The 13,508-nt window shown below is 71.5% G+C and carries 16 protein-coding genes; 8 read left to right on the top strand and 8 right to left on the bottom strand.

The genetic code is table 11. The features are described 5' to 3' along the window. The first annotated feature begins 65 nt into the window (after positions 1-65). On the top strand, positions 66-470 hold the full coding sequence (locus ABD143_RS37355) for a MarR family winged helix-turn-helix transcriptional regulator (protein WP_343988307.1): 405 nt from the start codon (positions 66-68) through the stop codon (positions 468-470). A gap of 86 nt (positions 471-556) precedes the next feature. After that, the gene (locus tag ABD143_RS37360) at positions 557-1,009 is read left to right on the top strand and encodes a hypothetical protein (protein WP_343988309.1); all 453 of its coding nucleotides are present in this window, start codon (positions 557-559) and stop codon (positions 1,007-1,009) included. A gap of 112 nt (positions 1,010-1,121) precedes the next feature. Here the strand turns inward: ABD143_RS37360 and ABD143_RS37365 are convergent, their stop codons facing one another. The 7 genes from ABD143_RS37365 to ABD143_RS37395 form a co-directional block, all read right to left on the bottom strand. Beyond that, entirely contained in the window at positions 1,122-3,479 is a 2,358-nt protein-coding gene (locus tag ABD143_RS37365; protein WP_343988312.1) for a heavy metal translocating P-type ATPase, read from the bottom strand. Positions 3,480-3,538: 59 nt separating this feature from the next. After that, complete coding sequence (locus ABD143_RS37370; RefSeq protein ID WP_343988315.1) at positions 3,539-4,489, bottom strand: hypothetical protein; 951 nt, start codon at positions 4,487-4,489, stop codon at positions 3,539-3,541. Between the two features lie 55 nt (positions 4,490-4,544). Continuing rightward, complete coding sequence (locus ABD143_RS37375; RefSeq protein ID WP_343988318.1) at positions 4,545-4,754, bottom strand: heavy-metal-associated domain-containing protein; 210 nt, start codon at positions 4,752-4,754, stop codon at positions 4,545-4,547. A gap of 34 nt (positions 4,755-4,788) precedes the next feature. Beyond that, positions 4,789-5,070, bottom strand: a complete 282-nt coding sequence (locus tag ABD143_RS37380) for a metal-sensitive transcriptional regulator (protein ID WP_343988321.1) — start codon at positions 5,068-5,070, stop codon at positions 4,789-4,791. Positions 5,071-5,421: 351 nt separating this feature from the next. Next, the gene (locus tag ABD143_RS37385) at positions 5,422-5,703 is read right to left on the bottom strand and encodes a metal-sensitive transcriptional regulator (RefSeq protein ID WP_343988324.1); all 282 of its coding nucleotides are present in this window, start codon (positions 5,701-5,703) and stop codon (positions 5,422-5,424) included. 127 nt (positions 5,704-5,830) lie between these two features. Next, positions 5,831-6,379, bottom strand: a complete 549-nt coding sequence (locus tag ABD143_RS37390) for a carboxymuconolactone decarboxylase family protein (RefSeq protein ID WP_343988326.1) — start codon at positions 6,377-6,379, stop codon at positions 5,831-5,833. Positions 6,380-6,511: 132 nt separating this feature from the next. Then, positions 6,512-7,945 carry an MFS transporter gene (locus ABD143_RS37395; protein WP_343988328.1) on the bottom strand — a complete coding sequence of 478 codons (1,434 nt, stop codon included), beginning with the start codon at positions 7,943-7,945 and terminating at the stop codon, positions 6,512-6,514. A 348-nt stretch (positions 7,946-8,293) separates the two neighbouring features. Between ABD143_RS37395 and ABD143_RS37400 the strand changes: the two genes are divergently transcribed. Then, positions 8,294-8,644, top strand: a complete 351-nt coding sequence (locus ABD143_RS37400; RefSeq protein WP_343988330.1) for an NADH-quinone oxidoreductase subunit A — start codon at positions 8,294-8,296, stop codon at positions 8,642-8,644. Here the strand turns inward: ABD143_RS37400 and ABD143_RS37405 are convergent. Continuing rightward, positions 8,608-9,183 carry a hypothetical protein gene (locus tag ABD143_RS37405; protein ID WP_343988333.1) on the bottom strand — a complete coding sequence of 192 codons (576 nt, stop codon included), beginning with the start codon at positions 9,181-9,183 and terminating at the stop codon, positions 8,608-8,610. The two genes, ABD143_RS37400 and ABD143_RS37405, sit on opposite strands and share 37 nt — an antisense overlap. A 9-nt stretch (positions 9,184-9,192) precedes the next feature. On the opposite strand from ABD143_RS37405, the gene ABD143_RS37410 reads away from it, so the two are divergent. From ABD143_RS37410 to ABD143_RS37430, 5 genes are read left to right on the top strand one after another with little or no spacing between them, the layout of a single operon-like run. After that, entirely contained in the window at positions 9,193-9,840 is a 648-nt protein-coding gene (locus ABD143_RS37410) for a hypothetical protein (RefSeq protein WP_343988336.1), read from the top strand. Further along, a complete protein-coding gene (locus ABD143_RS37415; RefSeq protein WP_343988339.1) occupies positions 9,833-10,813 on the top strand; it encodes a complex I subunit 1 family protein in 981 nt (326 codons plus the stop codon). The genes ABD143_RS37410 and ABD143_RS37415 overlap by 8 nt, the downstream gene beginning before the upstream one ends. After that, positions 10,814-11,377 carry an NADH-quinone oxidoreductase subunit J gene (locus ABD143_RS37420; RefSeq protein ID WP_343988341.1) on the top strand — a complete coding sequence of 188 codons (564 nt, stop codon included), beginning with the start codon at positions 10,814-10,816 and terminating at the stop codon, positions 11,375-11,377. Then, entirely contained in the window at positions 11,374-11,679 is a 306-nt protein-coding gene (gene nuoK, locus ABD143_RS37425; protein ID WP_343988344.1) for an NADH-quinone oxidoreductase subunit NuoK, read from the top strand. Before ABD143_RS37420 ends, nuoK begins: the two co-directional genes overlap by 4 nt. 5 nt (positions 11,680-11,684) lie before the next feature. After that, on the top strand, positions 11,685-13,499 hold the full coding sequence (locus ABD143_RS37430; protein WP_343988347.1) for a proton-conducting transporter transmembrane domain-containing protein: 1,815 nt from the start codon (positions 11,685-11,687) through the stop codon (positions 13,497-13,499). Positions 13,500-13,508: the final 9 nt, after the last annotated feature.

Genomic DNA, 13,508 nt, shown 5'->3' on the forward strand with positions numbered 1-13,508 from the left:
TGTATGCTGCATCGGTGGAACACCCCAGGGAGGTATCAGGCGCTGCGCGTCTGCAGCACGACCTGATGGGTTTCATCCGTGCCTTCGGGCTCCTGTCGAACGACCAGACGCCCTGTGGGCAGCCCATGGCGCCCTCCGACGCTCACGCGCTCACCGAGATCGCCGAGGGGGTCCTCACTCAGCGCGCGCTCGTCGATCGGCTGCACCTGGACCGCAGCTCGGTGAGCAGGCTGGTTGACCGCCTCGTGGCCCGGGGCTGGGTGGAACGCGTCGGCGGAGCCGAGGACCGGCGCACCGTCCGGCTGGCTGCCACTCCGGCGGGGCAGCGGGTGGCAGCCGAGATCGCCCGGTCCCGGGCGGAGCGGTTCGCCGCCCTGATCGACGCCGTCCCGCGGGAGCGGCGCGACGACGTGCTCGACGCCATCCAGCTGCTGAAACGAGCAGCGCGCACTCGCGGAGGAACAGCATGACCAGCCGGCCGTCCGGCACGGCTACCGAAGCACGGTCTGTCTCTCGTCGCCGTCGTGTGCTCATTGCGGGCGTTGCGGTACTGGCGGTGCTGGTTGCGGTGTCCGTCGTCGGGGTCAGCTCGGGGTGGTTCGGCGGTGACGACCGGCAGGACGTCGTCGCCGCGCGTGGCGCGCGGGTCATGCCCTTCGACCTGGAGGCCACGACCCACCGCTTCGTGCCGAACGCACAGGGCGGCCTGCAGAGCGTCGTCGCCGATGTCCCATCGGACCGGGAGCAGGTCGCGCTCATCCAGCAGCATCTCCAGGAGGAGGCCGCAGCGCTCCAGCGGGGAGACTTCGGCGATCCCGCCCAGATCCATGGCGCCGACATGCCTGGTTTGGCGGCGCTGCAGGCGGGAGCGGGGCGGATCGACGTGGAGTACCGCCCGCGGGACGACGGCGCGGAGCTGACCTACACGACGGACGATCCGGTCCTCGTCGCCGCTCTGCGCGACTGGTTCGCCGCCCAGATCTCGGACCACGGGCAGCACGCCGAGTGAAGAATCCTCGGAGGTCCCGGTGCTGGCGCCGGGCTGTGTCGACCGGTTCACACGCGATCGACGGCGCCGACCCGAGGCTCGGGCCGGCGCCGCCGGTGGGGTGATGTCGTGATCAGCCGCGGATGGTCGCCAGTTCGTGCGTCGTCTGGTGCCCGGCTCCCGCAGGCGCGACAGGCTGCTCCTGCGAGAGTGATCGGAACCGTCGCAGCCGGAGGCTGTTGGCCACGACGAACGCGGAGCTGAATGCCATGGCTGCGCCGGCGATCATCGGGTTGAGCAGTCCTGTCGCGGCCAGGGGCAGGGCTGCGATGTTGTAGGCGAAGGCCCAGAACAGGTTGCCCTTGATCGTGGCGAGGGTGCGGCGGGAGAGCCGGATCGCGTCGGCGGCGGCTCGGAGGTCGCCGCGGACGAGGGTGACGTCGCTGGCCTCGATGGCGACGTCGGTGCCGGTGCCCATCGCCAGTCCGAGGTCGGCCTGCGCGAGAGCGGCGGCGTCGTTGACGCCGTCCCCGACCATCGCCACGATCTTGCCCTGGTCCTGCAGCCGCCGGACGACGTCGACCTTGTCGGCCGGCAGGACCTCGGCGATCACCTCGTCAATCCCGACCTGGTCGGCCACCGTGCGGGCAACGGCGGCGTTGTCGCCTGTGAGCAGCACCGGGGTGAGCCCGAGGTCGCGGAGCTGAGCGATCGCCTGCGCCGACGTCGCCTTCACGGTATCGGCGACGACCAGCACGGCTCGGGCGGCGCCGTCCCACGCGACGGCGATGGCGGTGTGGCCCCGGGCCTCGGCGGCTGCCTTCGCGGCCTCGAGTTCGGGGGTGAGGGGCTGGCTCCATTGTTCGAGCAGCGCTGCGCGTCCGACGAGCAGCGCCCGCCCGTCCACGACGCCCTGCACACCGAGGCCTTCGACGTTCGTGAACTCCTCGACATCCGGCAACGTGCCAATTCGGTCGCGGGCGCCCCGGGCCACCGCCGTGGCGATGGGGTGTTCCGAGGCGTTCTCCACCGCCCCGGCCAGCCGCAGCACCTCGTCCTCGTCCACGCCCTCGGCAACGTGGCTCGGGTCGATGTGGATTGCGACGAGGGACATCTGGCCGGTGGTGACGGTGCCGGTCTTGTCGAGAACGATGGTGTCGACGCGGCGGGTGGACTCCAGGACCTCCGGCCCCTTGATCAGGATCCCGAGCTGCGCGCCGCGACCGGTGCCGACGAGCAGCGCCGTGGGTGTAGCCAGGCCGAGCGCGCACGGGCAGGCGATGATCAGCACCGCGACCGCGGCGGTGAACGCCGCGGCGGCGCCTGCGCCGGTGCCCAGCCAGAACCCGAGGGTGGTCGCGGCGAGGGCGATGACGATCGGCACGAACACCCCGGAGATCCGGTCAGCGAGCCGCTGCACCTGCGCCTTGCCGTTCTGGGCGTCCTCGACGAGGCGCGCCATCTGCGCCAGCTGGGTGTCGGTGCCGACACGGGTGGCGCGGACGACGAGCCGGCCGCCGGCGTTGACGGTGGCGCCGACAACGATGTCGCCGGGGCGCACCTCCACGGGGACGGACTCGCCGGTGAGCATCGAGGCGTCGACCGCCGACGAGCCCTCCTCGACCACGCCGTCGGTGGCGATCTTCTCGCCGGGCCGCACGATGAACCGGTCGTCGACGGCGAGCTGGTCGGTGGGGATCCGGGTCTCGACCCCGCCCCGGATGACGGCGACGTCCTTTGCGCCGAGCTCGAGCAGGGCGCGCAGGGCAGCTCCGGCGAGTCGCTTGGATCGGGCCTCGAAGTAGCGCCCGGCGAGGATGAAGGTGGTGACGCCGGCCGCGACCTCCAGATAGATGTTGCCCGCCCCGTCGCTCGGGGCGATCGTGAGCTCGAAGGGGTGGACCATGCCCGGCACGCCTGCCGTGCCGAACAGCAGGGCGTAGAGCGACCACGCGAACGCGGCCAGCACGCCCATCGAGATCAGGGTGTCCATGGTGGCGGCGCCGTGGCGCAGGTTGGCCCACGCGGCCCGGTGGAACGGCCACGCCGCCCAGGTGACGACGGGCCCGGCGAGGGCGAGGGAGATCCACTGCCAGTAGGTGAACTGCAGCGCCGGGATCATCGCCAGCGCGATGACGGGCACCGCGAGCACCACGCTGGTGACCAGGCGCTGGCGCAGCGCGCGGGTCGGGTCGCTCGCGCTGTCAGTGGCCCCTTCGCTCGATTCGGCGCCCCTGGCCTCTGTTGCCGGCGGCTTGGGCAGCTCGGCGCGATAGCCGGCCGCCTCGACCTGGGCGACGAGGGTCGCCGGGTCGACGCCTTCCGGGGCGTTGACCCGGGCCTTCTCGGTGGCGTAGTTGACCGTGGCAGTGACGCCGGCGAGCTTGTTGAGCTTGCGCTCGATGCGGTTGGCGCACGAGGCGCAGGTCATGCCGCCGATCGCGAGTTCGATGTCGGTGACGCGGGCACCGGCAGGCGCGGGGGTGCTCATTGCTTCGAGTTCTCCTTCCCGATTGATGGGCCGAGCACTGTGTCCGGTCAGGGGAGCCATCAGTGCCCGTGCCCGTCGTCGCCGTGCTCCCCGGGCGGTACGGCTCCTGCGGCCTCCGGCCCGGTGGAGACGGTGAACTCGGCGGTGCGCACGACTCCGTTGTGCTGGAAGTCGAGGAACAGCCGGTAGCTGCCCGCGCTTGGCACTTCGGCCACGAACTCGATCTCCGGTCCGGCAACGGTGCGACCGTCGCCCGGCGAACCCTCGGGATGGACGTGCAGGTAGGCCAGGTCCCCCTCGCGGAGCGCGACCAAGTGGCCGTACGCGGCCAGGTAGGGCTGCAGGTCGGTGACCGGCTGCCCGTCCTTGCGCACGGTGAGGGTCAGGGCCGAGGCCTGCCCGGCGACCACGTCCCCGGCCAGCTCCACCTGGTAGCCGTCGACAGTGGCGATGCGGCTGGGCTCGTGGGCGGCGGGCTCGTAGGTGCCCGGCGTCGATAGGTCGGTGCCGAGGGTGAGTCCGTCACCCCCGGTGGGGGCGAAGTCGGCGAACGCGCGGTAGCTGCCGCCTGCGGGCAGGGTGAGCGGCACCGACCAGGTGCCGTCGGCGGCCATCTCGGGGTGGACGTGCTGGAAGAAGGTGGTGTCGCGGCGCACGACGATCAGGTGCATGCGCTTGTCGTGCTCGATGTCGAAGGCGGTGACCGGCGCCCCGTCCGGGCCGGTGATGGTGAAGGAGAAGGTTCCGGTGGTGGGCGTCGGGTCGGTGGGCGTGAGGGTGTAGCCGCCCCTGCTCGACGCCAGCCCGCCGGGCTGGTCGGCGGCCTCCGCGACGGTGCCGCTGTGTGTGTCCCCGTGTCCGGCGCTCCCAGCGCCGGGCGTCTCACCGAGGTCGCCGGAGCCGGCGGTCGCGGTGGTGAGGGGACCGACAGCGGTGCCGACGACATACGCCCCTGTGATGAGCAGGGCGAGCGCCGCACCGTAGGCGGAGAGCTTCGCTGCAGTGTTCATGGCAATCGGTGCTGCTTCCTGTGCCGGGTGCTGCTTCTGGGCCTACTTCGTGGGCCTATGCGGCCGCGACCTGGTAGCCGGCCTCCTTGACGGCGGCGTGGACGTCCGCGTCGTCGAGCGGCTTGCTGCTGGTGACGGTGACCGTGCCGGTGGGGAGATCCACGGCAACGTCGGTGACGCCGTCGATCTCGCTGATCTCCTCGGTGACGGAGGCGACGCAGTGGCTGCAGGTCATGCCGGCGACGGTGTAGGCGGTCTGGCTCATCGTGAGTTCCCTTCGGATCAGGACTTGTTCAGGGTCAGGACTTGACGAGGCGGGCGATCGCGGCGCTGGCCTCGGCGACCTTGCGGTCCGCCACAGCGCCGCCTTCGGTGGCCGCCTGAGTGACGCAGTGCTTGAGGTGCTCGTCGAGCAGGCCCAGCGCGACGGCTTCCAGCGCCTTGGTTGCGGCCGACACCTGGGTGAGCACGTCGATGCAGTACTCGTCGTTCTCGATCATCTTGGCGATGCCACGGACCTGGCCCTCGATCCGCCGCATCCGCTTGAGGTACGAGTCCTGGTCCTGGGTGTATCCGTTCATTTCGTCCCTCCTTCGTGCTCGCAGAGGGAACATACCATAGGGGGGTACCCTACCCAGGCGGATCGTTGTCGCCCTCGTCACGCCGGCGGGGAGTCGGTGTGCTGATGACCGCACGGGACCTCGGGGTGAGGTGGGGTTGCCGAACGGGATGAGCAGTCACGTCCGGGACAGCGCCGAGCGCTCGCTCTGTGGCGTCGGCTCGAGCCGTTGGCCGGCAGGTAGTCGGATGCGATCGCGGCATCGATGCATCTTGCGGCGTCTCCGCTCAGAGCAGAGGCCGAGCGGCCCGCGCTTGCAAGAGCCCCCGAGGAGATCGCTGTCGGCCCTGTCGAGGTTCAGGGCTGACGACGGTCAGGACTTGACGAGGCGAGCGATGGCGGCGCTCGCCTCGGCCACCTTCTGGTCCGCGATCTGTCCGCCTTGGGCCGCGGCCTGTGCGACGCAGTGCCGGAGGTGCTCATCGAGCAGGCCCAGCGCCACGGCCTCCAGTGCCTTGGTGGCCGCCGAGACCTGGGTGAGCACGTCGATGCAGTACTTGTCGTCCTCGATCATCTTCGCGATGCCGCGGACCTGGCCCTCGACGCGGCGCAGGCGCTTGAGGTAAGCGTCCTTGTCCTCGGTGTACCCGTGCATCTGTGTCCTCCTCGGCGCCTCGGAAATACTATGCCCGGGTACGGAAACACGCGCCGCTCGGCAATCCGATGAGCTGAGGCCGGCGCCGAGCATGCGGTCGAGTCTGCTCCCGTACGGCACCGGTCGATCAGGACGCGGGAGCCCCGGTTGGTGCGGTGTGCTCGGCCGGTTCGAGTCCGGCGACGAGGTTGAACGCTCCGGTGAGCTGGTTGAGTGCGACCAGGCCGACGACGTCGGCCAGGATCCGGTCGCTCCAACCGTGCGCCCGCAGTTGCTGGACGTCGGTGTCCGTGATCGTGTTCGGTTCCGTGAGCACCCGCACGGCGTAGGTGATCAGGTCCGCGTCCCGGGCGTCGGTAGCCGTTCCGTCGCGGGCCAGGGAGATGTCGATCTCGGTGAGTCCGACGGAGCGAGCGGCTGCGGTGTGGGCTTCGAGGCAGAGGGCGCAGCCGAGCCGCTCCTGCACGGCGAGGGAGATCTTCTCGCCGAGGGGGCGCGGGATGGCGGCGCGCTTCATGGCCCTGGATAGCTCGAGGTAGCCCTGCAACAGGGCGGGAGAGTGGGCCATGGTGCGCACCATCGCGCCGGCGTCGCCGTGTCGGTCGATTATCCCGGTGAGCAGGGTTCGCGCCGTGGAGGAGGCCTGCTGTGGGTCGAGGGGAACGAGGCGAGGCATGTGAGCTCCTTGCAGGATCGGGGTGGCGGTTCGCCGCGCCGGAGCGGTACGCGTCCGGCGCGGCGAACCCGTTCGGTGGGCCGGACGGCCTGCTGGCCAGTCCAGCTGTCTGGTCTCCGGTGGTCGCCCCGGTCACGCGGCCGTCTGCGCCGGCCGCTCCTCACCTGCGGCCTGTGGTGCGCGGCGGAGGGCGAGAGCCGCGAGGGCTGCCCCGGCGAGCGCGATCACGGCGGCGCCGACGAACGCAGCGGAGTAGCCGTCAGTCAGCCGGTTCGGGTCGCCGAGGGCTGTGGCCCCCTGAACGCTGGCGAGCGCGGTGATGGCCGCCAGTCCCAGAGCGGAGCCGATCTGGTAGCTGGTGTTCACGATCCCGGAGGCGAGCCCGCCCTCCTCCGGCCGGGCCGCCGACAGCGCGGTGCCCAGGCTGGGGATGAACGCCATCGACATGCCCAATGCGGCCACGATCGAGGCCGGCAGGACGTCGACCCAGAAGGTGCCGTCGGGCCGGATGAGAGCCAGCCATCCCATGCCGACCGCGAGTACCGCCAGTCCGCCGACCGTCAACGCCTTGGGACCGAACCGCGCGATCAGCCGCGGCGCCAGGCCGATCATGCCGATCATGATCACGATCGTCATCGGCAGCAGCGCAGCCCCGCTGGGGAACGCCGTGTAGCCCAGGACCTGCTGGAGGTAGAGGTTCAGGAAGAACCACATCGGGATCCACGCCGCCCCAAGGAGCAGCTGGGCAACGTTGGCGGCGGCGAGGTTCGGGGCACGGAAGATGCCCAGCCGCACCAGCGGCTCACGGCGGCGGGCCTGCACCGCCACGAACGCCCCGAGCAGCACGACGGCGGCGCCGACCGCCAGCAGGGTCTCAGCGGCGAGCCAGCCCGCCTCGGATGCACGGACGATGCCGTAGACCGCCAGCCCGAGCCCGGCGGTGACGGTGACGGCGCCGACGGCGTCGACCGAGCCACGGCGTCGCCCGCCTGCCGGCATGACCGCCGGGATGACGGCCAGGATGACGAGCGCGATCGGGACGTTCAGGTAAAACACCCACGGCCAGCTGAGGTACTCGGTGATCACCCCGCCGAGGAACACTCCCGCCGTACCGCCGGCGGGTGCCGCGGCGCCGTAGAGGGCCAGTGCCTTGGTCAGCTCCTTCGGTTCGGAACCGAAGAGCATCATCAGCAGCGTCAGGGCAGCGGGGGCGATCAGGGCCGCCCCGGCTCCTTGCACGGCGCGTCCGGCCAGCTCCCAGGCGGCGTTGCCTGCGGCACCCGCGAGCACGGACCCACCGAGCAGGACGAGCCAGCCGATGCCGAACAGCCGGCGTGCTCCGAACAGGTCCGAGAGCCGCCCGCCCAGGAGCAGCAGCCCTCCGAAGGCCACGACGTAGGCGTTGAAGACCCAGGACAGCCCTTCGGGGGAGAAGCCGAGGTCGGCCTGCATCTTCGGCAGGGCCACGCCGATGATCGAGGTGTCCATGATGACCATGAACTGGGCCGCGGCGATGACCAGCAGCCCGATCCGGCGCCGTGGGGGAGCCGCGCTTGTGGCGGACATCGTAAACTCCTTACGGGTAGGGGGTATTAAGTGTCGAGACCGTAGCACTCTCAGAGAGGTGGGTTGCACCCGCGTCACACGATCGGTCAAGTACGGCTAGGGGGTATCCGTTGTCGATCTCGAGGCCAGGTGGCGTCGGCCCTGACCGCGACCACGCCTGAGCGGGAACAGCCGATCAACAGCAGATCGAGAGGCCGGCCTGGACGATGACCCGATGGGTGCGCGGGTCGATGTTGGGTATCACCCGACGGTGCGCGACGTTGCGGCCCTCCGTGCCCGAGGGTGGACACGCCACGGGGTATGGGTCATGATCCGGAACCCCATACCGGTATCGAGGAGGCGGGATCTGTGACGGAGTTCGGCCCGCTGGTGGTGGTGCTCGCTGTTGCTGTCGGGCTGGTGCTGGCCGGATACACAGTCTCGGCGCTTCTCGCGGTACAGCGAGAGATGGCCGCCGTTCCGGCCTGTACCGGTGGTCTCCCGCCGGTTGAGCACGCCGTGTCGCGGTTCCACGTCCGCTGGTACCCGGTGACGATGGTGTTCCTGGCGTTCGACATGGAGATGCTGTTCATGTACCCGTGGACGTTGGTCGTCTCCCGGGTCGGGCCCGCCGCGGTGATCGAGATGTTTCTGTTCCTCGGGATCCTGCTCGCCGGCGTCCTCTACGCCTGGCGCGAAGGGGCGCTTCGATGGACCTGACCGCGGTGCTGCTCCGCGCGGCGGCTCGGCGTCCGCACGTACTCGTCGTACCCGCCGCCGGGGGTGCCGCAACACGAACGGCGGTCGAAGCCTCGATCGCCCGGCGCGGTTGGCCGACGGCGAGCAGCCCGGCCGACGCGGACGTCGTCGTCGTCGCCGGCTCGCCAGGTCCCGAGCTCGCAGCGGTCATCGAGCGCGTTTGGCAGCACGTGCCCGCGCCGCGGGCCCGTGTCGCTGTCGCCGAGTCCTCCGATGTGGACCGAGAGCTGGACAAGGCGGCCACGGAGCTGGCTGATCGCCATCACCAACGTTCGCATGCAGGCGGCGGTACGGAAGCCGCCAATGGTGCAGCCGGCCACGCCGGACACGAGGAGCAGCACGACCACCACGGGGGCCACGGCGGCGGCCCTGGTCATGATCCCGGTGACGGCATGGGCCACGACGAGCGGGCCGAGCACGGCTCGACTGGCGACCACGCGCGCCGTGCGGACCGAAGCGAGCATTCGGGGCACGGCGGGCACCAGAGTCACCACGGGCACGGCGCCGGGATGGAGTTGCCCGGTGGGCTGCCGATGGCCGACCTGGGCGAGGACCGCGACGGGCTGGCGCTGGACCGGCTGCACGTGCCGCTGGGGCCGGTGCTGCCGGACTGGCCGGCTGGGCTCGTGGTGCGGGTGACGCTGCAGGGCGACGTGATCCAGGAGGCCGCCGCCGAACTGCTGGACGCCGGTCGCGCTGCGGCGTCCTCGTGGTGGACCGGCCGTGGCGCGGCACGCGAGTTGGACGCGCTGGCGCGGTTCCTCGGCGTCGCGGGCTGGGCGGACGCGGCTGCGCAGTCCCGCCGGCTGCGCGACGCCCTGCTGGCCGGCGCCTCGCGCGAACAGATTGCGGCGCCCGCAGCAGCTCTGGCGCGCCGGGTCCGTCGCTCCCGCACGCTGCGCTGGCTGATCCGCGGGATCCCGGCAGGAGCGACCGACGTCGCCGGGCTACTCGAGCAGCGGCTCACCGCGATCGAGGTTGCCGTCGCGTCCCGCACAGAAACAGCCGGCGCGGTGCGGGCGGCATCCCGCCAGAGCGTCGACGAGTTGGCGGGCCTGCTGGTGGGCGCCGAGCTCGCCGCGGCACGCGTGATCGTCGCGGCGGTCGACCCGGACACCGAGCCGATGCCGGTGCGGGAGGGCGCGCGGCATGGGTGAGATGCCCGCCGCAGTGACATCCCAGGCGCTTCCGTGGTGGTCGGCGCTGTTGATGCCGGTGCTGCTCGGCCTCGCGACCTGGGCTGCGCTCGCCTGGGATGCCGCGCTGACTGCTCGTGTCTCGGGTGGTCCGGCCGGGCGTGCGGCGCTGCTCGCACCGGCTCGGGAGGCTGCTCGGCTCCTCGTCGGACAGCGCCGCCACACGGTTGCCTCCGACCGGGTGCTGGCCCGGGTCGGCGTCGCGGCGCTGCCGGTGGCCGCGCTGCTCGCCGCCGCGGTGCTGCCGCTCGGGGAGCGGCCGGTGGCCGATCTCGGTGTCGGTGTCGTGTGGTTCAACGCCATGGAGGTGGTGGCCTGGGCCGCGGTGTGGATGGTCGGCTGGGGCTCGAACAGCGCGCTCGGGCTGGTCGGGGGCTACCGGTTCGTCGCGCAGGGGCTGGCCTACGAGCTGCCGCACATGTTCGCGATCATCACCGCCGCACTGGGCGCGGAGAGCCTGCGGATCACGACGATCGTCGACGCGCAGCAGGACCTCTGGTTCGTGGCGATCATGCCGGTGGCGTTCGTCGTGTACCTGATGTCGGCCGCGGCGATGGCGTTCTGGGGGCCGTTCGACGCGCCGGTTGCGCGGGACGTCGCCGGCGGCGCGGCCGTCGAGTTGTCCGGGGTGGACCGGCTGGTGTTCTACGGGGGCAGGTGGCTGCTGCTCGTTGTGGCCGCGGCGATGGCGGTGCCGTTGTTCCTCGGCGGCGGTGGTGGGCCGCTGCTGTCGCCGTGGGCGTGGGTGGCGGTGAAGACGGTGGCGGTGCTGGCGCTGCTGGTGTGGCTGCGCCACCGGTTCCCGACGCTGCGGATGGACCGCTACACCGAGTTCTCCTGGGTGGTACTGGTCCCGTTGACGATCGCTCAGGCGCTGGTCGTGGCGCTCGTGGTGCTCGCCAAAGGCGGCGATGTGGCAGGAGGGGGGATGTAAGTGGCCTCGATCGTGCTGTTCTGGGTGCTCGCCGTTGCCGCGCTGGTGTTCGGGTTCCTGGTGTTCCGGCTGGACTCGATGGCGCGGGTGACGTTCGCGCTGCTCGCCTCGTTCCTCGCCGTCGCCGGTTTGGTGCTGCTGCTCGGGCTGGGTTACCTCGGTGTGGTGATCGCGCTGATGATGGTCATCGAGATGGTGATCATGGCTGTTTTCATGATCATGTTCATGATGAACCCGGCCGGGTTGATGCCGATGTCGATGGTCCACAACAAGACCGGCTCGACGGCGATCGCGCTCGGTACGTTCGTGCTGCTCGCGGCCGGAATCCTGCTCGTGGACTGGCCTTCCCGCCAAGGCAGCCCGTCCCCGGATCCGACCTTCGCCCTCGGCGAGGCCCTGATGGGCGGGCAGATGCTCACGATGATGACCCTCGGGGTGGCCCTGTTCGCCACGATCGTCGCCACCGTGGTGCTGGCCACCGCGCGGGGGCGCTACGACCGGCTCGGTGACGACCTGCGCGCGCCGCGGGCCGACGATCCGGCGGGCGGGGGGGTCGGGCGATGACGCTGGAGCTGTTCCTGCTGCTCGCGGCCGCGCTGTTCGCGATCGGCCTGTACGGAGCGCTGTCCCAGCAGTCGATCGTGATGCTGATGATGGGCCTCGAGCTGATGCTCAACGGGGTCATCGTCGCCACCGCCGCGTTCTGGTACTTCGTCGCGCCGGGCGGCGCCGACGGGCAGGTGCTCATCGTCGTGATCATCACCGCGATGGCGGTCGAGATGGCCGCCGGGTTCGCCGTGGTCACCGCCCTCTACCGGGCGCGCCGGGTCGACATGACCGACGACGCCGCGGATCTCAAGGGCTGACGCGGATGCTGCTCTGGTGGCTGATCGGTGTGCCGCTGCTGTCGGGGGCGCTCCTCGCGGTAACCGGCCGCCGCGCTGATCGGGCGGCGCCCGTGGCGGGCGTGCTCGTCGCGGTCGCCGTGCTGGGTCTCGCGGTCGCTGCGGCGGACGCGCGTCCGGTCGTCGACGCCCCGCTGCTGCTGGCGGGGATCCGGGCCGGGTTCGCGGTCGACGGATTGTCGGCGCTGATGGTCATCACGGTCGCCGTCGCGACGCTGGCGGTCCTGGTCTTCTCAGGGGGGGACAGGGACCTGCGCACCTCGCGGTTCGTCGGGTTCGTGCTGCTGTTCGCGGGCGCGATGCTGGTGACCGTCACCGCAGCAACCCTCGCCGTGCTGCTCATGGCGTGGGAGGTGATGGGCGCGATGAGCTGGGCGCTCATCGGCTACCAGTGGCGCGAGCCGGAATCGGTGCGGGCGGCGGGCACGGCGTTCCTCACCACCCGGTTCGCCGATCTCGGGCTCTACGTCGCCGCGGGTGCCGCGTTGGCCGGCGGCGTCGGGTCGCTGGCGCTTGCCGAACTTCCCTCGGCCCCGACCCCGTGGCTGCACGTCGTCGCGGCCGGGGTGGTGCTCGCCGCGCTTGGCAAGTCGGCGCAGCTACCGTTCAGCTTCTGGCTGTCGCAGGCGATGCACGGCCCGAGTCCGGTGTCGGCGCTGCTGCACTCCGCCACGATGGTGGCGGCCGGGGCGTACCTGCTGCTGCGACTGATCCCGCTGCTGGAGCCCACCGGTTGGGCGGGTCCGCTGGTGGCGTGGGTCGGTGCGGCCACCGCGGTGCTGCTGGGGCTGGTCGCGGTCGCGCAGAGCGACCTCAAGCAGCTCCTCGCGGCGTCGACGTGTGCGCAAATCGGGTTCATGGTGCTCGCCGCGGGCGCCGGTGGCGTCGCGGGCGGAGCGCTGCAGCTGGTCGCGCACGCCGCGACCAAGACCCTGCTGTTCCTCGCCGCGGGGGCGTGGCTGGTGGTGCTGGGCACCAAGCAGCTCGGTGAGCTGCGAGGCGCCGCACGCCGGTTCCCGGTCGTCGGGGTCACCTTCACCGTCGGGGCGGCATCGCTGGCCGGGCTGCCGCCGCTGTCGCTCTGGGTGTCCAAGGACGCGGTGCTCGCGGCCGTGCTCGAACGCGGCTGGGTTCCGTTGTACGTCGCGGGCCTGGCCGGGGCCGTGATCTCGGCCGTCTACAGCGCGAAGGCGGTCTGGTTCGTCTGGCAGCCCGTCCCGGCCCGTACACCGGCCGGCGCGAGGGCAGCCGACGGCCGGGTGAACGCGGCGATGTCACTGCCGCTGGTCGTGCTTGCGGCGCTGGCCGCCCTACTCGGTCTGCTCCCGACACTGGCGTCCGGGTCGCTGGCGCCCGCGCCCGCTGTGTGGGAGCTGGTCCTGTCGGGACTGCTCGCCGCTGCAGCGATCGCCGTCACCTGGCGTTCAGCCGCCCGGATCGGTGCTCCGCGCCCGCTCGCGTCGTGGCTCGGGCTGGAGCGCGCCGCCCACGCGGTGATCGTTCATCCGACGCTCGCCCTGGCCCGGTTCCTCGCGCGTTTCGACGACAGGTTCCTGGACCGATCGGTCGACGCGGCGGCCCGTGCGACCGGCGCGGTGGCGCGCGCGCTGGACCGCCGGGGCGAGCCGTTGGTCGACGGCGCGGTGCGGGCGGTCGCAGTCGCTGCCCGTTCGCTGGGCCGGCTCGCCCGGCGTCCCCAGACCGGGCAGGTCCACCAATACTACGCCCAGGCCGCCGCAGCGCTGGCGTTGCTGGCCCTGTTCGTGATCGTCGTGCGGTGACCCCCGAGG

It is taken from the genome of Pseudonocardia aurantiaca (genome assembly GCF_039526725.1).
Classification (GTDB): domain Bacteria; phylum Actinomycetota; class Actinomycetes; order Mycobacteriales; family Pseudonocardiaceae; genus Pseudonocardia; species Pseudonocardia aurantiaca.